Annotated in this window: 11 protein-coding genes; 2 read left to right on the top strand and 9 right to left on the bottom strand. The window is 68.3% G+C overall.

Going from position 1 to position 22,611, the window contains the following annotated elements:
• Positions 1-5 precede the first annotated feature (5 nt).
• Together C7401_RS02430 and C7401_RS02425 are read right to left on the bottom strand one after the other, a co-directional pair.
• Positions 6-809, bottom strand: a complete 804-nt coding sequence (locus C7401_RS02430) for an AraC family transcriptional regulator (RefSeq protein WP_112169730.1) — start codon at positions 807-809, stop codon at positions 6-8.
• Positions 810-859: 50 nt separating this feature from the next.
• Positions 860-1,201 carry an FKBP-type peptidyl-prolyl cis-trans isomerase gene (locus C7401_RS02425; protein WP_028202932.1) on the bottom strand — a complete coding sequence of 114 codons (342 nt, stop codon included), beginning with the start codon at positions 1,199-1,201 and terminating at the stop codon, positions 860-862.
• A 480-nt stretch (positions 1,202-1,681) separates the two neighbouring features.
• Here C7401_RS02425 and C7401_RS02420 point away from each other — a divergent pair, with 480 nt between their 5' ends.
• Positions 1,682-2,446: a sensor histidine kinase gene (locus C7401_RS02420; protein ID WP_112169729.1), complete on the top strand. Its 765-nt coding sequence runs from the start codon at positions 1,682-1,684 to the stop codon at positions 2,444-2,446.
• Between the two features lie 146 nt (positions 2,447-2,592).
• Positions 2,593-3,984 carry a hemolysin family protein gene (locus C7401_RS02415; protein WP_112169728.1) on the top strand — a complete coding sequence of 464 codons (1,392 nt, stop codon included), beginning with the start codon at positions 2,593-2,595 and terminating at the stop codon, positions 3,982-3,984.
• Between the two features lie 29 nt (positions 3,985-4,013).
• On the opposite strand, the gene treY is transcribed toward C7401_RS02415, so the two are convergent.
• The 7 genes from treY to C7401_RS02380 all read right to left on the bottom strand — a co-directional run bounded on the left by treY (position 4,014) and on the right by C7401_RS02380 (position 22,485).
• On the bottom strand, positions 4,014-6,887 hold the full coding sequence (gene treY / locus C7401_RS02410; RefSeq protein WP_112169727.1) for a malto-oligosyltrehalose synthase: 2,874 nt from the start codon (positions 6,885-6,887) through the stop codon (positions 4,014-4,016).
• Positions 6,884-9,121 carry a 4-alpha-glucanotransferase gene (gene malQ / locus C7401_RS02405; protein ID WP_112169726.1) on the bottom strand — a complete coding sequence of 746 codons (2,238 nt, stop codon included), beginning with the start codon at positions 9,119-9,121 and terminating at the stop codon, positions 6,884-6,886. Before malQ ends, treY begins: the two co-directional genes overlap by 4 nt.
• Positions 9,118-11,019 carry a malto-oligosyltrehalose trehalohydrolase gene (gene treZ, locus C7401_RS02400; RefSeq protein WP_112169725.1) on the bottom strand — a complete coding sequence of 634 codons (1,902 nt, stop codon included), beginning with the start codon at positions 11,017-11,019 and terminating at the stop codon, positions 9,118-9,120. The genes malQ and treZ overlap by 4 nt, the downstream gene beginning before the upstream one ends.
• 26 nt (positions 11,020-11,045) lie before the next feature.
• On the bottom strand, positions 11,046-13,253 hold the full coding sequence (glgX, locus tag C7401_RS02395) for a glycogen debranching protein GlgX (RefSeq protein WP_112169724.1): 2,208 nt from the start codon (positions 13,251-13,253) through the stop codon (positions 11,046-11,048).
• Between the two features lie 76 nt (positions 13,254-13,329).
• Positions 13,330-15,546, bottom strand: coding sequence for a 1,4-alpha-glucan branching protein GlgB (glgB, locus tag C7401_RS02390; RefSeq protein WP_112169723.1), 2,217 nt, complete (start codon positions 15,544-15,546; stop codon positions 13,330-13,332).
• Complete coding sequence (gene treS, locus C7401_RS02385) at positions 15,539-18,997, bottom strand: maltose alpha-D-glucosyltransferase (RefSeq protein WP_112169722.1); 3,459 nt, start codon at positions 18,995-18,997, stop codon at positions 15,539-15,541. Before treS ends, glgB begins: the two co-directional genes overlap by 8 nt.
• Positions 18,994-22,485 carry a maltotransferase domain-containing protein gene (locus C7401_RS02380; protein WP_112169721.1) on the bottom strand — a complete coding sequence of 1,164 codons (3,492 nt, stop codon included), beginning with the start codon at positions 22,483-22,485 and terminating at the stop codon, positions 18,994-18,996. The genes treS and C7401_RS02380 overlap by 4 nt, the downstream gene beginning before the upstream one ends.
• Positions 22,486-22,611 lie beyond the last annotated feature (126 nt).

The raw sequence follows: 22,611 nt of genomic DNA, 5'->3' as shown, positions 1-22,611 counted from the left end.
GGCGCTCAGTGTGACGGCAGCGCCCGCCACTGGCCGGGCGCGAGCCCGAAGCGGCGCGTGAACGCATGCGTGAAGGCGCTCTGGTCGCCGAAACCCACTTCGAGCGCGATGTCGGTGAGCGAGGCGCGCGGGTCGGCGAGCAGCGTGAGCGCAGTGTCGAGCCGCAGCCGCTGGAGATAGCGATGCGGCGTTTCGCCGAACGCTTCGATAAACAACTGATGAAAGCGCCGCATGCCGAAGCCGCAATGCACGGCCAGATCGGCGATGCGCAGTGGTTCCGCGAGATGCGCGCGCAGCCAGCGGTCGATGCGCGCGAAGTCGAGGCCGGCGGCCTCCGTGAATCCGCTGCCGGCGGCAATGCCGGTTTGCGCGATCACCGCCGCGCAGAGCCGCGCGGAGGCGTCCCAGTGGAAGCGGTGCGCGCGCGGGTCGGCGCGGTCGTGGGGCGGCGCGGCCACGGCCGCGCGCTGGGCGATCTGGCGCACGAGTTGCGTGAGCGCGGGATCGACGCGCACGGCGCGCGCGCTGTCGAACAGCCGCTCGGGCACCGCGAGCGCCGCGGCGGGCAAGTCGAGCACGAGCTGGCGGTTATCGCCGATGCCCATGTAGTCGTGCCGCGCCCCGGCCGGAATGAGCCACGCGGAACAGCAGTCGATGCGCTCGCCCAGGCCGTTCACCGTCATCTCCATGGCACCGTCGAGACCGAGCACGATCTGGTGAAAATCGTGCAGATCGGTTTCCTCGATCGCGCCGTAGCGGCGCAATTCGACGCCGGGCGAGGTGACGGGCGTGTGGTGATGCGGATTCATGACGGCCTGGTGCGGTTCGCGATGGCAAAAAAGGCGAGCGCGCCTAAGTCTTACACGTCGAGCAGTTCGACTTCGAACACGAGCGTGGCGTTCGGCGGAATCACGCCGCCCGCGCCGCGCACGCCGTAGCCGAGTTGCGGCGGGATCGTGAGCTTGCGCACGCCGCCCACCTTCATGCCCTGCACGCCTTCGTCCCAGCCCTTGATGACCATGCCGCCGCCCAGCACGAAGGCGAACGGGTCGTTGCGGTCCTTGCTCGAATCGAACTTCTGGCCGTCCGTCAGCCAGCCGGTGTAGTGCACGCTGACGGTCTGGCCGGCCTTGGCTTCGGCGCCGGTGCCTTCGGTCAGGTCTTCGTACTTGAGGCCGGATTCGGTGGTCACGATAGACATGGAAAAACTCCTGATTCAGATGGAATGAACACGCTATTGTAGGCCGTTTGCAGGGCCAGGCGCGCAGCGCGCCGTTGCGGTCCGCACGCGAGCCGGCCAGGCACGCGGGATGCTCGCTATCCGCTGCCTATAATGGGCACCACTTCGATGGGGACCACTTCGCTCGGCGAGGGCCTGTTCACGCTAATAACAGGCTTGCGCTGGCCGCCAGAAGGGCCGAGCGCAAGGATTGCGACGAAGCGAATACTCGACGTATTCGTGAGGAGCATGACGCAGCGATCGGCCCTTCTGGCGGCCAGCCCGTTGGATGAAATTATTAGTTTGGGGAACGTGCCTTGCCGGTCGCATTGCGGCGTCGCGCGTCGCTTGTTTGGCTCGGCCAAACGGCGCGCCGTGCTCCTTGCACTGCGACCGGCAAGGCACGTTCGCAAGCCTGTTATTAGCGTGAACAGGCCCTAGAGGCGAAAAACGAGGAATCTGATGGCGTCGACTCCGCAAAACCGTACCGAACGCACGGCGCGCCTGTGCGCCGAAGTTGCGCTCTTCATGCGCGACCACGTGCTCTCGCGCGTGTCGCACGATCTGCGCAGCCCGCTCAATGCCATCCATAGCTGGGCGTATGTGCTCGAACGCAAGATCGACAACGCCGACGCCGCCGCGCAGCGCGCGCTGGGCGGCATTCGCACGGGCGTCGAGCAGCAGGTCAAGCTGCTCGAAACACTCGTTGACACCACGCGCGCGCAAACGCGCAAGCTGCACATCGAGCGCGAGCCGTTCGCACCGGCGGCGCTGCTTGCCGATGCCGTCGACGACGTGCGCGTCTCGCTCGGCGACGCACGGGGCGTGAGCTTCGAGGTGCAGGACCCCACGGGCGCGGCGATGCTCGACGGCGACCGCGAGCGCATCGGCCAGGCGCTGTGGCTGATGCTGGCGTTTGCGGTGGAAACGAGCGCGCCGGGCGCGAGCATCGCGTTTGCGGCGAACGTGACGGTCACGGCGGCGCAGTTCGAGGTGAAATGGCGCGCAACGCCCCGGGCGCTCACCGACGAAACGCTCGCGCATGTGCTCGAACCGTTCGCGCGCACGCAGGCGAGCGAGCCGCAGGAGGCGGGGCGCCACGCATGGGTGCTGGCGCTTTGCCAGCGCGTGGCCGAGGCGCATGGCGGCCGTTTCGAAGCGCCCGCGCTGCTCGGCGAAGGCGAGGATGCGGTGCTGGTCCTGAACGTGCCGCTGAGCGGCGTATAAGTCTGCCGCCGGCGCCGCGGGGCCCGCGCACGCGCAAAGCGGTTGCACGGACCCCGGGCGGCCGCAGCGGCGCTTGCGGCCGCCCAAGTCTTTCACGCGTCTTGCACCCCTTATACTGAGCGCTTCGTTCCTCGGAGCCTTCAGTCTTGATCCAGCTTCTCGCCCTGCTCGGGGCGTTTCTGCTCGTTGCCCTCAACGGTTTCTTCGTCGCGGCCGAGTTCGGTCTCGTCAAGCTGCGCACCACGCGCGTGCAGAGCCTCGCGGAGCAGCACGGCGTGCGTGGTCGCCTGCTCGCGAAGGTCCACGGCCAGCTCGACGCCTACCTTTCCGCCTGCCAGCTCGGTATTACGCTCGCCTCACTCGGCCTTGGCTGGATCGGCGAACCCGCCTTCGCGCAGTTGCTCGCGCCGGTATTCGAAATCGTGGGCGTGCAGTCGGCGGCGCTCGTGCACGGCATTTCGCTCGTGTTCGCGTTCACCGTGATCTCGTTCCTGCACATCGTGGTGGGCGAGCTTGCGCCGAAGTCGCTCGCCATCCGCGAGGCCGAGAAGATTTCGCTGTGGGCGGCCACGCCGCTCTATGCCTTCTACTGGGCGATGTATCCGGCGATCTGGGTGCTCAATTCGAGCGCGAGCGCGGTGCTGCGCATTGCGGGCCTTTCGTCGGAGCACGGCCACGACACGCACTATTCGACCGACGAGCTCAAGCTGATCCTGCGCACCCGCCGCGCCGCCGCCAAGGCGGAGGCCGAGGCGCACGACCCGCAGCACGGCGCCCGCGCGGCCCTGCCGCCCCCCGCGCTGGCCGCGAGCGCCTACAACGCCGACGAGTGGAACACGCTGGCCCATTCGCTCGACTTCTCGCGCCTCACTATTTCCGACCTTATGCGGCCCACGCATGAAATGGTGGGTCTGCGCCGCGACGTTTCGCTGCGCGAGAACATGCAGATCGTGAAGCGCCACCGCTTCAGCCGCTACCCGCTGTTCGAAGACGGTTCGGGCGAGCGCGTGGCGGGCCTCATCCATCTGAAGGATCTGCTGCTCGCGCGCGAGTCGGGCCATGCGCTCGACGATCTCGGCAAGTTCGTGCGTCCCGTGCAGTACGTGCGCCCGGACACGCCCGCGCTCGCGCTGTTCCGGCGCTTTCGCAAGGGCGCACCGCATTTCGCGCTGGTGGGGCACAAGGGCGCGCGGCCGATCGGCTTTCTCACGCTCGACAATCTGCTCGGCGCGCTCGTGGGCCAGATTCACGACGAGTTTCACCAGGCCGACACCGACTGGACCCGCATGGACGACGGCACGCTCATGGGGCGCGGCAGCCTGCCCGTGGTGTCGCTGGAGCAGGCGCTCGGCATCGATATCGACGAAGGGCGCGCGGAGTCGGTGGGCGGTCTCGTGATTCACGCGCTCAACGACTTGCCCACCGAGGGCCAGCGCGTGTCGTTCGACCGCTTCGATATCGTGGTGAAGAAGATGAAGGGGCCGCGTATCGTGCTCGTGCGCATTTATCCCAAGGATCTCGAAGACGAAGGCGGCTGAGCGCGGCTCACCCTGCGCTCACCCTTTGCTCAAGCGCGTGCGAGCGTGGAAAGCACGGCAACGGGCAGTCCTTGCAGCACGTCGCGCAGCAAGAGCGCGTTGCCGTCGCGCACCGTGTGCGCGGCATCGCTCAGCCAGTCGTGCAGCGTGGCCTGCGCGCAGGCTTTCGGTAGCTCGACCTTCGTGTCTTCCCAGCGTTCGGGCGCGACGAGCGGCAGGCCGCCGTCGAGCAGCCCGGCGGCAAGGTGCGAGCCGATGACGATGGCCCACTCGTTGCCGTGCTGGCGCGCGAACGCAATCACATGGCCGGCCTGCGCGCCACTCACGGCGAGCGGCGCATATTCGCCTTCGCGCAGCAATTCCGGCGCGCGTGCGCGCAGTGCAAGCAGGCGGCGCACGGTGGCGAGCTTCACGTGTGCATTGCGCCAGTCCTTGAGTTTCGCAGCGGGCGCTTCATCGTCGAGCGCGGCCTTGCGGAGCGCATAGTCGACCGGCCGCCGGTTATCCGGATCGACGAGGCTGAAATCCCATAGTTCGGTGCCCTGATAAAGATCGGGAATGCCGGGGGACGTCATCCGCAAGACCGTTTGCAGCAGCGTATTGAGCGCGCCCGCGCTCGCCACGCGTGCAACGAACCCGGCCAGCGCTTGCAGGAAGCCGTCGCGCCGCTGCGGGGCGAGAATATCGAAGAGGAATGCCTGGCACTCCGATTCATAGGTTTCGTCGGGAGCCAGCCAGTTCGTGCGCAGCTTCGCTTCGCGCAGCGCCTTCAACTGCCATTGCGAGACGCGCTCGGCCAGGGCGCGCACGCCCGCTTCGTCGCCGGGGTCGAGTTCGGGTGGCCAGCAGCCCACGAGCGTCTGGTAGAGCATGGCCTCGGCGGTGGGGCCGGGCGACCACGCCGCGCCCGCCGTGTTGTCGTTGCGGCGGTGCGTCTGGTTCAGCGTGGACCACGCACGCAACGTGGCGCTCCATTCTCCCGCCAGTTCGCTCAGCACGGCGAGCCGCGCGCGGACGTCTTCGCCGCGCTTGTGGTCGTGGGTGGCCGTGGCCAGCAGGCCGAGCGGACGCTTTTGGCGCAGCCGGTTCGCCGCGTGGAAGTCCGGTTGCGTGCGCGTGAAATCGTCGGGGTCCGCGCCCACTTCGTTGCGCGAGAGCAGGCGGCCGTAGCGATAGAGCGCGGTGTCCTCGGTGGCCTTGGCCGCGAGCGGTGCGGTGAGCTGCGAGAACAACGCGAGGGCCGTGCGTTGCGCGATGAGCGCGTGGCTGAGCGGCGCGTTCGGCGGGGCACTGTTGCTTGCGCTCGCGCCCGCCGGTGCGGCGCGCGCCGGCTTGACGCTGTTGTTCGCGCCGCCACCGCCGTTGCCGCTGCACGCGGCCGGTTCGGGCGCGCGTCCTCCGAGCCAGCCATCCACGAGCGCGAGCGCCGCGAGGCTTGCGCGCGGCAACGCGCGTCGTGAGGCTTCGAGCGCCACGTCGAAGAAGCGGTTGTCGAGCGGACCGCGCAGGCCGTTCGACGGATAGATCCGATATACCGGGAAATGCATCGCGAGGTGAGCCACCACGCGATGCACGGACGCATACGTCGTGTCGCGCGTGCCCGGTTGCTCGCGCGCGATGCGATGCAACGCGCGCGTCACGTGGTCGAGTTCGGCGCAGAGGTAGGCGGCCAGCATCTCGCGTCGCGCCTGGAGTGCGTAGCTCGCGAACGGGCGGTCGTCGCCGGCAATGGCGGCCCACGTTTCGGCCAGCGGCGCGGCGCCCGCAGGATCGTGCAGCAAGGCGCCCACGTCGTTCATGAAGTCGTAGCCCGTCGTGCCTTGCACGGGCCAGTCCTCGCGCAGCCATTCGCCGTGCGCGAGAATCTTTTCGACGACGATGAAGGGCGGCGTGGCGCGCAGCGAAGTGAGGCGTTGCCGCAAGCGCTCGCAATATTCGCGCGGATCGGCGAGGCCGTCGATATGGTCGATGCGCAGGCCGTCGATCACGCCGTCGGCATAAAGGCGGAACACGAGCTTGTGGACGGCCTCGAACACGTCGTGGCGCTCAACGCGCACGCCCGCGAGCGCGGTGACGTCGAAGAAGCGCCGCCAGTTCACCTCGTCGGTGGCGGTGCGCCACCAGGCGAGGCGAAAGTGCTGGCGCTCCAGCAGGCGGTGCAGCCGGTCGCGTGTCACGGGGTCGGCGCTTGCATAGGATTGCAGAACGAATTCGATCGGCTCGACGCCGGCGCGCTCGACGAACGCGCGCAGCGCGTCGCGCCCGGCAGCGGCGCGGGCCTGGTCCTCGGGCTGCGTGGTGACGCCCTGGAACGGCCCGGCGAGCGTGTTGAGATCGGCGCGGTTCGCGGACTGCAACAGCGTTGCATACTCGGTCGGGCAAATCGGGCACACGTGCGGGCCGTACTGCACGTAAAAGCGCGCGGCAATGGGGTCGAACTTCAGTTCGATGCGGCCCGCCGCGAGTTCTTCGCCATATTGCGCGCCGAGAAAGGGCATCAGCACCTTGCCGCGCAGCGCGGGGTCGGCCGAATGCCAGTCCACGTCGAAGTGGCGCGCGTAGGCGCTGTGGCGGCCCCATTCGAGAATGTCGAGCCACCACGCATTGTGCGCGCCGCCCACGCCCATGTGATTCGGCACGAAGTCGGCGATCAGGCCCATGCCGCGCTCGTGCACCTTCGCAGCGAGACGGCGCAGCGCGCCTTCGCCGCCCAGCTCGGCGCTCACCGCGCCGTAGTCGACCGTGTCGTAGCCGTGCATCGAGCCCGGTTGCGCCGTGGTAACGGGCGAGAGGTAGAGATGGCTCACGCCGAGCGCGGCGAAATAGTCGAGCTGCGCGAGCGCGTCGTCGAATGTGAAGCCGTGATGGAGCTGCAAGCGCAGCGTCGCGCGAGGGTGTGTCATGGCGTCGGCTTCGTATCGGGCGCGCGGGGCGCGCCGCTGGCGGATGGGTTGACCTCAGCGCCGCTCGCACCGGAGTCGGCCTGCGCGCGTGCGACGGCCTCGCGGGCGCGAACGACGGTTTCAATGCGCGCGGCGACGGCCGGATCGGTGAAGATCGACTCCACGGCGAGCGGCAATCGCCGGCGCCAGTTCGGATGTTCGTCGATCGAGCCGGGCAGATTTGGCTGGTCGGGCAGCGCCAGCAGGTCTTCGAGCGGGCAGGTGACGAGCGGGCTCGTGGTCGCCGCGACATAGCCCAGCGCGGCTTCGACGGGCGGGTCGTCCAGCGGCGGCGCACCGGCGCCGCGCGGCGCGAAGCCGCTTTGCTGCAAGGCAAGCCAGAGCGCGGCGCGATCGGTGGCGCGGCGCGCGTGGTCGAGCGCGACGGGATCTTGCCCGTCCGTGCGCGGCAGCGTCTGGCCAATACGGTTGCGCCAGTCGATATCGGCGCCGCGCCACCAGCCCGCGACCGTCGGCAGGTCGTGTGTGGTCGTCGTCGCGACGCCGTGCGGGTCCCAGCGCGAGGGCGCGAGAAAGCCCTTGCCGTCGTGCTCGAACCACAGCACGCGAATACCGTACAGGCCGTGCGCGGCGAGCCGCTCGCGCAGGCCGGGCGGCACGGTGCCGAGGTCCTCGCCGATCACGATCGCGCGATGCCGCCACGATTCGAGCGCGATGAGCCGCACGAGGTCGTCGAACGGATAGCGCAGGTATGCGCCGTGGCGCGCGCTTTCGCCTTCGGGCACGAGCCAGAGGCGCCTCAAGCCCAGGATATGGTCGATACGCACGCCGCCCGCGTGAGCAAACGCGGCGCGCAGCATGTCGATGAACGCGCGAAAGCCGTTGTTGTGCATCGCGCGCGGCGAGAACGTGGTGAGGCCCCAGCTTTGCCCGGCCTGATTGAAGATGTCGGGCGGCGCGCCCACCGAAACGCGTTGCAACATGTCCTGCGGGAGCGACCATGCATGCGAGCCGGCGCCGTCGCAACCCACCGCGAGATCGGCGACGAGGCCGATTGCCATGCCGGCCTCGCGCGCGCTGCGCTGCGCGCCCGAAAGCCCCTCTGCCGCGAGCCATTGCAGGAAGCAGTGAAAGTCCACTTCGCGCCGGTGCTCCTGCGCGAATGTCGCCACGTCGGCGCTGCGCGGGTCGCGCAGCGGCTCGGGCCAGTCGCGCCAGTGGCGCGCGGCGCCCGGCCCCGAGAGCATCGCTTCCTGGAGCGCTTCGAAGCGCGCGTGGTCTTCGAGCGCCTCTCCGCCCTGTGCACGGAACGCCTGGAAGGCGGCCGCGCGCGGCGAGCCGTTCGCGAGCTCGTCGCGCTCGAAGCGGTCGAACAGCGCGCGCAGCACCTTGAGCTTGAGCGGCAGTGCACGCTGCCAGTCGACGAGCGGCGCGTCTTCGAGTTCGCGCCAGGCGTCGCCCGCGTTCGCGGCCACGCTCGCGTCGTGCGCGGCCCTGGCGCCGAACAGCGCGGCCGGATCGATGTGCGCGACATTGACCCAGAGGCGCGACGAGGGCGAGTAAGGGCTGAAGTGCCCGGGCTCGGCGCTGAACATCGCGTGCGTCGGGCTCACGGCGAGCGCCTGGGCGCCGCGCCGCGCGCTTTCGGCGGCGAGCGTGGCCAGCGCGGTGTAGTCGCCGATGCCGCCGTCGCCTTTGCGTCGGAGTCCATACAATTGTGCGGCGAGTCCCCAAAGCGGCGGCACGCTGCCGCTGTCGCCATGGCGCGCTCGCCAGGCGTCGGCGACCGTATGGCAGCGGGGCGGCGCGACCGCGATGGTGAGGCGATGGTCGTTGACCGTGAGCGTGTGATAGCCGGGCTCGCTCAACGGCGCGAGCAAGGCGGGCTCGCCGCGCGGCGAGGTGAAGCGCCCCTCGATATGCTCGCCGCCTTCCAGGTCGATGCGATAGTGGCTGCCCGCGCGCACGGCCGAGGGCGGCAATTCGATCGCGCTTTCGTATTCGGCGGTGATGAGCGGCGGCAGGCGTCGCGCCGATTGCTCCGCATTGAGCGCGGACGTGCTTTGCCGGATTTGCGCGGCGTTCGCGCAGGGCAGGCCCGCGCATTCGAGCAGCGTTGCCAGCGTGCTGTCGGGCACGCGCTGCACCGCGCCGTGGGCGTCGGTCCATTCGACCTCGAAGCCCGCGCGCGCGGCGAGGGTCGCGAGCGTGTCGCTGCGGCGCGCCGTGCTCATGCGTGCGGCTCCTCGCGATGCACCACACGCGCATCGTGCTCGCTCGAATACGCGGGCACGTCGCCGGTGAGCCACGCAATGCATGCGCTTTCCGGCAGCACGCCGTTGTCGGCGTAATCGCGTGCGCGCCCCGGTGTTTCGAAGATCACCATGCCTTCGGGGTGCGGGTCGAGCCGCACGCCGTCGCGACCCAGGTTCAGCGCGATCGTGAGCGTTTCGCCGTCGTCGAGTCGCCAGCGCGCCACGAGCGCGGCGAGCCCGTTGGCGGCGTCGTCGGCGAGCACCGTTGCGCCGAGCGCGCGCGCGTGGCGCAGGCGCGGCATGAGCAGATGCGCGCGCACGCAGAGCGCCGACTTGTAGAAGTGCATCCATTCGAGCCGCTCGCCGTCGAGCGGCGCATCGGCGGGCGGCGACGAATTCACGAAGGTTTGCAGGTCGTTCGGATCGGGAATGCGCGCGCGGCTCGCGTCGTCGTTGAATGCGCTGAACGCCTTGAATTCGCGGCGGCGGCCTTCGCGCACCGCATCGGCGAGCGTGCCGGTGAAGGCGGTGAAGAACTGGAATGGCTGCGTCGAGCCATATTCCTCTTCCATGAAGATCAGCGGAATTTGCGGCGAAAGCAGGAGCATGGCGGTGGCGGCGCGCAAGGCGTCGTCGTCGGCGAGCGCGCGCAGGCGATCGCCTAGCGCGCGATTGCCGATCTGGTCGTGATTTTGCAGAAACGCGACGAAGGCCGTGGGCGGCAAATGCGCGCTTGGCTCGCCGCGCGGCTGGCCCGCATGCACGGGCGACGGGTCGCCCTGATACGCGAAACCTTCGCCGAGCACGCGCGCAAGCTGCGTGATGGGCGAGTCGCTGAAGGCGCGATAGTAGCCCTCCGATTCGCCGGTCAGCAGCACGTGAAAGCAGTGGTGCGCGTCGTCGTTCCATTGCGCGCTGAAGTGCGATTCGAGCAGATTAGCTTCGTTGTGCTCGTTTTCCAGCACCAGGTGCACCTGGCGGCCGGGCTCCACGCGCGCCTTCACGTGGTCGGCCAGCTCGCGCAACCAGTTGGTGTTGCCGATCGCATGCGCGGCGTCGATGCGCAGGCCGTCGAAGCGATATTCGGTGAGCCAGTAAAGCGCATTGTCGCAATAGAAGTCGCGCACTTCGAAGCGCTCGAAGTCGAGTGCTTCGCCCCACGGCGTTTTCACGTCCTGGCGGAAAAACGGCTTGGCATAGAGGCCGAGCCAGTTGCCGTCCGGGCCGAAGTGGTTGTACACGACGTCGATGAACATTTGCAGGCCGAGGCCGTGCGCGGTATCCACCAGCGCTTTGAGTTCGTCAGGACTGCCGTAGGCCGCGTGCGGCGCGTAGGGGAGCACGACGTCATAGCCCCAGCCTCGCTCGCCCGGATAGTCGTTGAGCGGCATGAGTTCGACGGCTGTGACGCCCAGCGCCGCGAGCGCGGGCAGGCGTTTCATCACGCCCTGGTAGCCGCCCAGGGCGCCCACGTGCAGTTCGTAGAGCACGGTTTCTTCCCACGGCCGGCCTTGCCAGTGTGCGTGCTGCCACGCATAGGCGCGCGGGTCGAGCACTTCGCTCGGGCCGTGCACGCCTTGTGGCTGGAAGCGCGAAGCGGGGTCGGGTACGCGTTGCCGGCCGTCTATGCAATAGCGATAGAGCGTGCCGGGCCCGCAGGGCGCCTGCGCTTCGAACCAGCCGTTGCCGCTCGCCGTCATGTCGAGCGGCGGCGTGTCACCAACGTTTTCGAACACGATCTGCACCGTTTGACACGAAGGCGCCCAGAAGCGAAAGCGCGTGTGTGGCTGTGCGTGCGCGGCGCCGATCAACTGCGCGCCGAACGGCAGGCAATGCATGTAGTGACGGTCGTGCGGATCTTGCGAAAGCGGGGACATGTTGGCTTCCTGATGGCTTCCTGTACTTATCCGGCGGGCGTTGCGTCGGGGCCCGGGCCGGACGCATCCGGTGCGCGGCGCGGGTCCGGCGCGGGCGCGCCCTTGCGCGTGTCGTGCGGCCGGCGTGTGTCCTGGCGCGCCGGCCGCGCGCACAGCACCACGAGCGCGCGCGCGGCCAGTTCGTACGTCGTGTCGGGCAGCGCGTAGGGCACGGCATCGGGGCGCGCGGTGTCGATCAGCACCTCCCATGCCATGCGCGGCGCCGGCGCGACGAACGTCACCGCCCCCTGCGAAGCGTTCAGCATCATCAACAATACTTCCATTTCGCCCTCGCGTCCCGCTCCGGCGCGCCGCATCGTGAAGGCGAGCGCCTCGGGGTCTTGCCATGCCTCGGGCGAGAGCGGCTCGCCGCGTTCGTCGAACCAGTCGATGTCGTGCACGCCGGGCAGTAACTCGCGCTCGCCAAACAGGAAACGCGTTTCGCGCAGCAAGGGATGGTCGCGGCGCAACGCGATCACGCGCGCGGCGAAACGCATCATCGCCTTGCCCTGGGGTGTTTCGGCGAGCGCCCAGTCGAACCACGAGATGTCGTTGTCCTGGCAGTAGGCGTTGTTGTTGCCGCGCTGCGTGCGCCCGGCTTCGTCGCCGGCCAGCAGCATGGGCGTGCCGATCGCCACGAAAAGCGTGGCGAGCATCGAGCGCGCCACGCGCGCGCGCGTGGCGAGAATGGCCGGGTCGTCGGTCGGGCCTTCTTCGCCCCAGTTCGCACTCCAGTTCTCGTTGTGGCCGTCGCGGTTTTCTTCGCCGTTGGCTTCGTTGTGCTTTCGGTCATACGAAACGAGGTCGGCGAGCGTGAAGCCGTCGTGCGAAGTGATGAAATTGACCGATGCCCAGGGGCGGCGCTTTCGTTTGTCGAACAGATCGGCGCTGCCGGTCAAGCGCGCGGCGAGGTCGGCGCGCTGGCCCGGCGCGCCGCGCCAGTAGCGGCGCACGCTGTCACGAAAGCGGTCGTTCCATTCGGAGAAGCCCGGTGGATGGTTGCCGAGTTGGTAGCCGCCGGGGCCCACGTCCCACGGCTCGGAAATGAGTTTGCAGCGCGACAGCACGGGGTCCTGGCGCAGCACGTCGAAGAAGCCGCCGTTCGGGTCGAAGCCCGAGGGCTCGCGCCCGAGCGTCACGCCAAGGTCGAAGCGAAAGCCGTCGATACCGTACGAGGTGGCCCAGTGGCGCAGCGAATCGGCGACCATTTGCAGCACGCGGGGATGCGAAAGATTGAGCGTGTTGCCGCAGCCCGTGTCGTTGATGAAGTGGCGCTCGTCGCCGGGCACGCAGCGGTAGTAGCTCGCGTTGTCGAGACCTCGCCACGAAACCGTGGGGCCCATTTCGCCGCCTTCGCAGGTGTGGTTATAGACCACGTCGAGAAACACCTCGATGCCCGCCGCATGGAGTTGCCGCACGGCAATACGCATTTCGTCGGTGTCGTAGCCCACGAGGTAGCTCGGCTCGGGCGCGAAGAACGCGGCCGGGTTGTAGCCCCAATAGTTGCGCAGTCCACGATCGATGAGAAAGCGCTCCGTGAGAAAGGTATGGACCGGCAAGAGTTCGACGGCCGTCACGCCAAGCTTGTGCAGATGGTCGATGAAGCGCGGCGCGGCGAGCCCGGCGAAGGTGCCGCGCATGTGCGTGCGCATTTCGTGGCGCTGCATGGAGAGCCCGCGCAGATGCGCTTCGTAAATCACCGTTTCGCCCCAGGGCGTGTCGGGGCGCCGGTCGCGCGACCAGTCGAAGTTGTCGTTGACGACCACGCACTTGGGCATGGCCGGCGCCGAGTCGCGCCGGTCGATCGAAAGGTCCACGCGGTTCGAATGCGCGCGATAGCCGTAAAGCGTGTCGGACCAGCGGAACTGGCCGATGAGTTGCCTTGCGTAGGGGTCGATCAGCAGCTTGTGGGGATTGAAGCGATGCCCGAGATGAGGCTGATACGGGCCGTGCGCGCGCAGGCCGTAGACCGTGCCCGGATGCGCGCCGGGCAGATAGCCATGCCACACTTCGTCGGTGCATTCGGGCAAGGTGTAGCGCGTGCGTTCCTTGCGGCCGGTGGGGTCGAACAGGCATAGCTCGATGCGCCACGCGTGCGCCGAGAACACGGCGAAGTTGGTGCCGAGCCCGTCCCACGTTGCGCCGAGCGGCCACGGCGAGCCCGGCAGCAGGCGCTCAGGTGGACCATTTGCCATGACGATGCTCCGTGTGTTGTTCTTCGTGATGCATCGGGTTCCTGATTAACATACGTCGCGGCGCGGCCGCCCGTGTCTAGCGGCGCAGGCGCAACACCAGCGTGCCGAGCGGCGGCAGCACGAGTGCGGCCGACTGCGGCTTGCCATGGCTCGCCACGCCCTCGGTGCTGACGAGGCCCCCGTTGCCTGTGTTCGAGCCGCCGTAGACTTCGGCGTCGGTGTTGAGCACCTCTTCCCACTGGCCGGGCTGCGGCATGCCGATTCGGTAGCCGTGGCGCGGCACCGGCGTGAAGTTGCAGATGGCCACGACTTCACGGCCCGTGCCGTCCACGCGGCGCCACGCGAGCACGCTGTTTTCGCTGTCGTCTCCAACGATCCATTCGAAGCCGCCCGGCTCCGCGTCGAGCGTGTAGAGCGCGGGCTCGCCGGCATAGAGGTGGTTCAGGTCGCGCACGAGCGTTTGCACGCCGCGGTGCAGCGGGTCGTCGAGCAGGTTCCAGTGCGGCGTGCCGTCGTGATCGAACTCGGCCATCTGCCCGAACTCGCCGCCCATGAAGAGCAGCTTCTTGCCAGGGTGCGCCCACATGAAGCCGAAATACGCGCGCAGGTTCGCGAACTTCTGCCAGCGGTCGCCCGGCATCTTGCCGAGCAGCGAGCCCTTGCCGTGCACCACTTCGTCGTGCGACAGCGGCAGCACGAAGCGCTCCGACCATGCGTAGACCATCGCGAACGTCATCATGTGATGGTGATAACGCCGGTACACCGGGTCTTCGTGCATGTAGTGCAGCGTGTCGTGCATCCAGCCCATGTTCCACTTGAACTGGAAGCCGAGGCCGCCGTCCTCGGGGCGCGCCGTGACGCCGGGCCACGCCGTGGATTCCTCGGCAATGGTGATGACGCCGGGGCGCTGCGGCACATACTGCGTTTCGTGGTTGAGGCGCTTGAGAAATGCGATCGATTCGAGATTCTCGCGGCCGCCGTACATGTTGGGCACCCATTCGCCTTGCGCGCGAGAGTAGTCGCGATAGAGCATGGAGGCGACGGCGTCCACGCGCAGGCCGTCCACGTGATAGCGCATGAGCCACGCGAGGCCCGAGGCGATCAGGAACGCGCTCACCTCGCGACGGCCGAGGTTGTAGATCATCGTGTTCCAGTCGGGGTGATAGCCTTCGCGCGGATCGGCGTGCTCGTAGAGCGCGGTGCCGTCGAAATCGATCAGGCCGTGCGCGTCGTTCGGAAAGTGCGCGGGCACCCAGTCGAGAATCACGCCGAGACCCGCCTCATGCGCGCGATCGACGAAGGCCGCGAAGTCGACGGGCGAGCCGAGGCGCGCGGTGGGCGCGAACTGCGCAAGCGGCTGATAGCCCCACGACCCGCCGAACGGATGTTCCGCCACGGGCATTAATTCGAGGTGCGTGAAGCCCATGCCTTGCGCGTAGGGAATCAGGCGCTCGGCGAGCGCGCCCCAGTCGGGCGCGGGCGCATCGGCGCCCTGGGTGGGCAGCCACGAAGGCGCGTGCACTTCGTACACCGACATCGCTGAGCGTGCGTTCTGGCGTTCGCCACGCGTTTGCAGCCACTCCTGGTCGCGCCACGCGTAGTGGTCGAGCGCGTCGACGGGCGCGACGATCGACGCCGTGCCCGGCGGGCATTCCGTTTGCAGCGCGCACGGGTCGGCCTTGAGCGGCAGCACCACGTCGCGCGCGCCGAGGATCTCGTACTTGTAGCGCGCGCCCGGCGCCACGCGCGGAATGAACAGCTCCCACACGCCCGCCTCGTGGCGCAGCCGCATGGGGTGACGCCGCCCGTCCCACGCATTGAAGTCGCCCACCACGGAGACGCGTTTCGCGTTCGGTGCCCACACGGCGAAGCGCGTGCCGGGCACGCCGTCGCAGAGCGTGGCGCGCGCGCCGAGGCATTCGAGCACGGCATACGGGTCGCCGTCGGCGAGACGCACGAGTGCTTCATGCGAAAGCTGCGCGCCGAATGAGTAGGTATCCTCTATTTCCTGGCTGACGCCTTGCCAGTCGATCACGAGGCGATACGGTACCGCCTCGGCGAGTGGTCCGGCAAAGAGGCCCGCGGGATGCACGAGCGTAAGCTCGCCCAGCGTGTGGGCGCGGTCGCGCGCCACGACACTCGCGCCTGCCGCGTTGGGCAGCCACGCGCGCACATAGGGCGTGCCGTCCACCCAGTGCAGCCCGAGCACGGCGAAGGGATCGACGTGGCGAGCGCTCGCCAGCGCTTCGGCATCGTGCGGATTCAGGCCGGCGTGCGGCGTGCGTTCAGCCATGGCCGCCTCCGCCGGAATGCGCGTGCGGGGTGTGCACGGGCGGGGGTTCGAGCAGACGTGCGGCGAGCGCCGCGAGTCCGCGGATCGGCAAGGCGAGCCACGTGGGACGGTTGGCGGCCTCGTAGCGGATCTCGTAGGCGGCCTTCTCGATCAGGAACAGGTCGAGCAGCGGCTGCTCGTGCGATGCGCCGACGAGCATGAGCGGCGCTTCGCCCACGGCCGCGCGGTACTGGCTGAGGAAGGCCTCAGCCGCAAAGCCGCGGAAGCGCTCGAACAGCGCGCGTTTGCGATCGACCACGGGCATCGGCGCGTTTTCGATGGTCGATTGCGCGGCCGCGCCCGCATACGAGAGCGAGCGCAGCAGGCCCGCCACGTCGCGCAGTGGCGAAGCTTTGGCGCGCCGGTAGTCGAGCGCCCGCGCGGGCTCGCCTTCGAAGTCGATCAGATACGCGTCGCCTTGCGCGAGCAGCACCTGGCCCAGGTGGAAGTCGCCGTGAATACGGATGCGCGACGCCTTGGCATCGAGCGGTACGAGTGCGTCGACTTTCGCAACCAGCGCCTTGCGGCGCTCGATCAGGCCGCGTGCGAGTTCGCGGGCATCGTCGTCGAGCGTGTGATCGTCTTCGCCGGTGTGGCGCGCGACGATGTCGAGCGCTTCGGCGAGCATCGACTGCGTGTCGGCGACCCATGCACGCACGTCGTCGGGCGTGGCGGGGACGGGCGCGAACGCCTCGTCGTCGGTGGGCGAGGCGAGCGCGGCGTGCAGTTCGCCAAGGCGCTTGCCGATCGCGCCGATCACCGCGCAGTAGCCCTGCACGGCTTCGTCTTCGTGCGCCTGATCGACGCTCGTGTCGTCGTCCACGGCGAGTGCGAGTTCGTCGATCGTGCGGCGCAGGTAATCGAGCGCCCAGTCCCACGCGTTGCCCTGGTTGTCGATGTAGCCCTGCATGATGATGAGCGTATGCGGCACGCCCGCGGGGTCGACGCGCACCACCTCGCCATAGAGCGGCGCGGTGTTCGCGTAGCCGAGCTTCGTGAGATAGCGGCTCATTTCCGCTTCGGGGTGCACGCCCGCCATGAGGCGGCGCACGATCTTGAGCACGAGCGTTTCCGCGATCACGAGCGAACTGTTGCTCTGCTCGGCGGCGAGCCAGCGCACCTCGGGCGCGTCGCCCAGGTCGAGTTCGTCGAGCCGCGCGGTGGGCTCGAAACGGATCGTGCTCTGCTGCACCGTGGGCACGGCGGCGCGCTCGCGCAGCTTGCGCAGCACGCCGTAGGCGAACCAGGGCAGCGAGAAGGCGTCGGTGAGGTAGCCCACCGTGCGGCCGCGCCGCACGCGCGAAAGCGCGAGCTGGATATGCAGCGGCGTGGTGGTGTCGGTGCCCCATGTGATCGCGATGGGCAGCACGTAGCGCTCGCTCGTGCCGTCCGCAAGCTCGGCCTCGATCTCCGTGAACGCGAAGCCCGCGCCGTGGATCGTCGTGAGCGCGGCAAGGCGCACCGCGCGCAGCGGTTTGTCTTTCGAGGCGAACCAGCGCCGCCGCGAGAGCCACGAAGGCAGCACTTCCGATTCGAGCAGCCGCACGTTTTCGGGTGTCGCGCCGGTTTGCCCTTCGCGTATCACCACGGTCACGAATTCGGGCAGTTGCTCCGAGGTCGGCTGGCTCCACGAAGGTCGCTGGTTGCCGGGGCACAGGAGGAACCACAGAAAGCCGTACGGCGGGAAGGTCAGCAGATAAGGCAGTTGACCGATGGGCGGGAACACGGAATCCGCCGTCATTTCGACGGGGGCGGTGCCCGCGAATTCGGACAGGTCGAGCTCGACGGCCTGCGGCGCGCGCGACAGATTCGCCACGCACAGAATGGACGCTTCGCCGGGCATTTCGCGCAGGTACGCGAGGATCTTGCGATTGGCGGGCCGCAGGAAGCGAATCGAGCCGCGCCCGAACGCCTGCTTCGCGCGGCGCGTGGCGAGCATGCGGCGCGTCCAGTTGAGCAGCGAATGCGGGTCGCGGCTTTGCGCTTCCACGTTGATCGCGTCGTAGCCGTAGAGCGAGCCCATGAGCGGCGGCAGCACGAGCTGTTCGGGGTCGGCGCGCGAGAAGCCGCCGTTGCGGTCCGACGACCACTGCATAGGCGTGCGCACGCCGTCGCGGTCGCCCAGGTGGATGTTGTCGCCCATGCCGAGCTCGTCGCCGTAATAGATCACGGGCGTGCCCGGCATCGAGAGCAGCAGCGAATTGATCAGCTCGATGCGGCGGCGGTCGCGTTCCATGAGCGGCGCGAGGCGGCGGCGAATGCCGAGATTCAGGCGCGCGCGGCGGTCGCTCGCATAGGTGGTCCAGAGATAGTCTCGTTCGGAGTCCGTAACCATCTCCAGCGTCAGCTCGTCATGATTGCGCAGGAAAATCGCCCACTGGCAGCTTTCCAGCAAGTCGGGCGTCTGCTTCATGATGTCGATGATCGGAAAGCGGTCCTCGCTTGCGATCGCCATGTACAGGCGCGGCATCAGCGGGAAGTGGAACGCCATGTGGCATTCGTCTTCGTTGCCGAAATACTCCTGCACGTCTTCGGGCCACTGGTTCGCTTCGGCCAGCAGCATGCGGTTCGGGTAATGCTTGTCGATGGTCGCGCGAATCTGCTTGAGAATGGCGTGCGTCTCGGGCAGGTTTTCGTTGTTCGTGCCTTCGCGTTCCACGAGATAGGGCACGGCGTCGAGGCGCAGCCCGTCTATGCCCATGTCGAGCCAGAAGCGCATGACATGCAACACTTCGCGCAGCACGGCCGGGTTGTCGAAGTTCAGGTCGGGCTGGTGCGAGTAGAACCGGTGCCAGTAGTACGCGCCCGCAATGGGGTCGTGCGTCCAGTTCGACGGCTCCGTGTCGATGAAGATGATGCGCGTGCCCTGGTACTTCTGGTCGGTATCGGACCACACGTAGTAGTTGCGATGATTCGAGCCCGGCTTCGCGCGGCGTGCGCGCTGGAACCACGGGTGCTGGTCGGAGGTGTGGTTGATGACGAGTTCGGTGATCACGCGAATGCCGCGCGCGTGCGCCTCCTGAATGAAGCGGCGCACGTCGGCCAACTGGCCGTAGTCGGGATGCACGTTGCGATAGTCGGCGATGTCGTAGCCGTCGTCGCGCCGCGGCGAGGGGTAGAAGGGCAGCAGCCAGATGGCGGTCACGCCCAGGCCTGCGATGTAGTCGAGCTTGGCGAGCAGGCCGGGGAAGTCGCCCACGCCGTCGTTGTTCGAGTCGTAGAACGATTTCACGTGCACCTGGTAGATCACCGCGTCCTTGTACCAGAGCGGGTCGTCGGTGAGCAGCGAAGCCTTGCCGCGCCGTTGCGTGGCGCGCTCATCGCGCTGATGCGTGTCGGGAACGGTCGGGTCGCGCGTGACGGTCTGCACGTTGGTTGCCACGGGCTCGTGCGTTGCGGGGTCGCGTTTCATGTCGCTCCTCCGGGCGGGAAGTCGGCATCGAGTTCGGGATGACCCTCGATGTGTTCATCTGCGTGGTCGGTCGGCGCCTCGCGCGGCAAGCCGTTCACCGGCTCGATGCGCCAGATCGCGAAGGGGCGCGTATGCGGGTCGAGCCGCACGTGCTGCCAGCGGCCATGCCATTCGAAACGCTCGCCCGTCATTTCATCGACGACGTTGAGCGTGGCGTGGTCGTCGAGGTGCCAGCGCTGGAACGTCGTCCACGACAGGTCGAAGTCGGCGCCCTGTTCGTTGAAGGCGTCGAGATTGATCGCCACCACGATCACGTTGTCGCGAGCGGGCGTGGCCTTCTCGAAGCAGAGCAGCGAGTCGTTGCGCGCGTCGAGGAAGGTGATGCCGAGATGCGTGTGCAGCGCCGGGTTGGCGCGGCGTATGCGGTTGAGCGCGGCGATCTCGTCCACGATGTTGCCGGGGCGATGCCAGTCCCATGCGCGCAACTGATACTTTTCGGAGTCCAGATATTCCTCCGAATTGGGCAGTGCGCGTCCTTCGCACAGCTCGAAGCCGCAATACACGCCCCAGAGCCCCGCAAGCGTCGCGGCCAGCGCGGCGCGAATCAGGAAGCTCGAACGCGCGCCGGTTTGCAGATGGCGCGGATTGATGTCGGGCGTGTTGACGAAGAAGTTGGGACGGTAGAAGTCGCGCACCTCGGTTTGCGTGAGTTCCGTGAGGTACTCGGTGAAATCGCGTTTCGATTCGCGCCACGTGAAATACGTGTACGACTGCGAGAAGCCGATCTTGGCGAGCCGGTACATGAGGCGCGGCCGCGTGAACGCTTCGGAGAGAAAGATCACGTCGGGGTGGCGCGCGCGCACGTCACCGATCATCCATTCCCAGAACGGCAGCGGCTTCGTGTGCGGGTTGTCCACGCGGAAAATGCGCACGCCCGTGTCGACCCAGAACAGAATCGCGTCGCGCAGCGCGAGCCACAAATCGGGCTTCGAATCGGGCGCGTAGAACTCGGGGTTCACGATGTCCTGATACTTCTTCGGCGGATTCTCGGCGTAGCGCAACGTGCCGTCGGGCCGCCACGCGAACCAGGTCGGATGCGCCTTCAGCCACGGGTGATCCGGCGAGCATTGAATCGCGAAGTCGAGCGCGATTTCGAGGCCTTGTTCGTGCGCCGCAGCCTGCATGCGGCAGAAGTCCTCCAGCGTGCCCAGTTGAGGATGCACGGCGGTGTGCCCGCCTTCGGCCGCGCCGATCGCATAGGGGCTGCCCACGTCGCCGGGCTGCGCCGTGAGCGAGTTGTTGCGCCCCTTGCGGTTCGCGAGGCCGATGGGGTGGATCGGCGGGAAGTACAGCACGTCGAAGCCCATGGCGCGGATGCGCGGCATCTTCGCGATCACGTCGTCGAACGTGCCGTGGCGCGACTCGTCGTCGCTCATCGAGCGCGGAAAGATTTCGTACCAGCTCGCAAAGCGCGCGGCGCTGCGCTCGGCGTCCACGCGATTCACGATGGTGTCGCGCGAGAGGAACGGGCGGTGGCGCGCGGCGCGCACGGCGGCGGCCGTGGCGGGCGCGGCGATGATCGCGCAACGTGTTTCGGTGTCCGCACCCATGAAGCGCTTGACGATGGCGTCGAGTTCGGCGGCGGTGTGCTTGCGGGCTTCGCCGTCCGCGTCCGAGGTCTCGGCGGTGGCGAGCACGAGCGCGAGCAGGCGGCTCGCTTCCTCCAGCTCCAGATTCACGGGCTGATTCGCGGCGCGCTTTTTCTGGAGATGGTCGGCGAGCGAGGCGTAGTCGTCGCGCCATGCGATCACCACATACTCGTAGCGTCCCACGCGCTCCAGCGGGAAATGGCCAGCCCACAGGTCGGTGCCCGCGGGCGGCACGGGCGTCATGGGCGACTCGTGCCACGCGGTTTCGTCGGCGGCGCGCCAGAGCACGGCGGCGTCGATGCGATCGTGGCCTTCGGCGAAGATCGCCGCGCGCACTTCGCAGCGCTCGCCCACGGTGCGCTTCGCGACGAAGCGGCCGTGATCGACCGAGGGCGTCGCGCTCTCGATCGCGATGCGCGACGCGGCGATCGCCTCCATCACGCTCTTGTGCCCGCTCGTTTCCGACTTGCCGCGATCCTCGGGCGGCGCGAGCGCGACGGGCGGGCTCGCGAGCGCGCGGAAGATCCAGCATGCGCCGGCGGGCAGCGTGAAGGTGTCGGGTATCGCGCTCGCATCGCGCCGTTCGGGCGTGCGCGCGCCGCGCAGGGTTTGCGCGTCGAGCGGCGCGAAGCGCGTGAAGCCGCCCGGCACGCCGTCGAGCAAGCGCGTCATGTCCACACGCACCGGCGCGGCGAGCGCGGGATTGATGAGCGTGAGGAGCGCGTCGCCCGCCTCGCGCAGGTCCGCGCGGTCGCCGCGCAACAGGGCGGCGACGCTCGCGCCGGGACCGTTGAGGGCACGCAGCTCGCCATTGGTTTGCAACGTCCACGTTTCGCGTTGCAGCGCGTTGGCGTGCGCGACGTCGGCGCTCAGATCGAAGGGCGCGCGCGCCCTGGCCGCCTCCCATGCTTGCGCGTGGTTGCCGCTGTGCGCGGTCGCTTCGTCCACGCCGTATTCGAATCCCATCGGCATGAGCCAGCCGGTGCCGAGCGCGGCCGCCGCGCGCAGCATGCGGCGGTAGGCGCGCTCCACAGCGCGGGCGTCGGCGGCGCCTTCCTGGTCGTGTGCATAGCGCGCGCCATAGGGCGGCTCTGGAAACGTTATCGGCGAGCCCACGCGGCGCAACGCGGCGTGTTCCTCGACCATCCAGCTGGAGGAGAAGTCCCACCAGCGTAGCGAGGAGAAAGCCGCGTCGAAGCCCGCGCTTTCGAGGTGCATGAGCGCCTCGCGCGGCAGGCCCGGCGTGGCGGCGAGCCAGCGCGTTTGGGGAAAGCGCGCGCGCACGGCGTCGAAGATCGCGCGCAGCACCTGCGGCGGCGTGCGATGCGGCGAGTCGATGCGAAAGCCGCCTATGCCCGCCTCGACGAGCGCGATGGCGCGCGCGGTCCACCAGGCGGCGAGCTGCGCGCCCGCACGCTCGAAGTCTGAGTAGGCGACGTTGGCTTCATGGTGGCCGTGGCGCGGATCGAGTCGCGCGTCCTCGGGCTCGAACGGATGGAACCATTCGGGGTGAGCCGCGTAGAGCGCGCCGTCGGCGGCGCTGCGGTCGAGCACGAGGTCCGCGAGCAGCGTGACGCCGCACGCCTGCGCCGCGAGGGCGAGTTCGCGCAGGGCGTCGTCGGCGGATTGCGATGTGCCGAAGGCAGGGTGCAGACGCGCGTGATCGGCGACGATGCGGTCGTCGCCCGAAGCCCCCGGCGCGAACAGCGCGCCGATCAGGACGTGGTCGAAGCCCAGTGACGCGGCGCGTTCGAACTGCGCCGGCCAGGCGTCGAGCGGCCCGACAAGGACGGAATGGACGAAGTAGATCCGCGGCGCATAGGCGTGGGGAGGTTCCATCGGTCGTATTCCAGGTACGTCAGGCGACGGGGATGCAAAACGGCGTTAGCCGGAATGCGATCACGCCGCCCGTGGGCTGCCGGAGCGTGCCGCGCTGCGCGTGGTGGACAGGCACATGCTGTTCAA

It is taken from the genome of Paraburkholderia unamae, from assembly GCF_003268775.1.
In the GTDB taxonomy this organism is placed as follows: domain Bacteria; phylum Pseudomonadota; class Gammaproteobacteria; order Burkholderiales; family Burkholderiaceae; genus Paraburkholderia; species Paraburkholderia unamae.
The sequence above is the reverse complement of the archived record's forward strand: the minus strand, read 5'-3'. Positions and strand labels throughout refer to the sequence as shown.

Bases quoted from the DNA above. Each gene is read 5' to 3' on its own strand.
- C7401_RS02425 (WP_028202932.1), bottom strand. From the start codon at position 1,201: ATGTCTATCGTGACCACCGAATCCGGCCTCAAGTACGAAGACCTGACC.
- glgB (WP_112169723.1), bottom strand. From the start codon at position 15,546: ATGGCTGAACGCACGCCGCACGCCGGCCTGAATCCGCACGATGCCGAA.
- C7401_RS02420 (WP_112169729.1), top strand. From the start codon at position 1,682: ATGGCGTCGACTCCGCAAAACCGTACCGAACGCACGGCGCGCCTGTGC.
- glgX (WP_112169724.1), bottom strand. From the start codon at position 13,253: ATGGCAAATGGTCCACCTGAGCGCCTGCTGCCGGGCTCGCCGTGGCCG.
- C7401_RS02430 (WP_112169730.1), bottom strand. From the start codon at position 809: ATGAATCCGCATCACCACACGCCCGTCACCTCGCCCGGCGTCGAATTG.
- C7401_RS02380 (WP_112169721.1), bottom strand. From the start codon at position 22,485: ATGGAACCTCCCCACGCCTATGCGCCGCGGATCTACTTCGTCCATTCC.
- treZ (WP_112169725.1), bottom strand. From the start codon at position 11,019: ATGTCCCCGCTTTCGCAAGATCCGCACGACCGTCACTACATGCATTGC.
- treS (WP_112169722.1), bottom strand. From the start codon at position 18,997: ATGAAACGCGACCCCGCAACGCACGAGCCCGTGGCAACCAACGTGCAG.
- treY (WP_112169727.1), bottom strand. From the start codon at position 6,887: ATGACACACCCTCGCGCGACGCTGCGCTTGCAGCTCCATCACGGCTTC.
- malQ (WP_112169726.1), bottom strand. From the start codon at position 9,121: ATGAGCACGGCGCGCCGCAGCGACACGCTCGCGACCCTCGCCGCGCGC.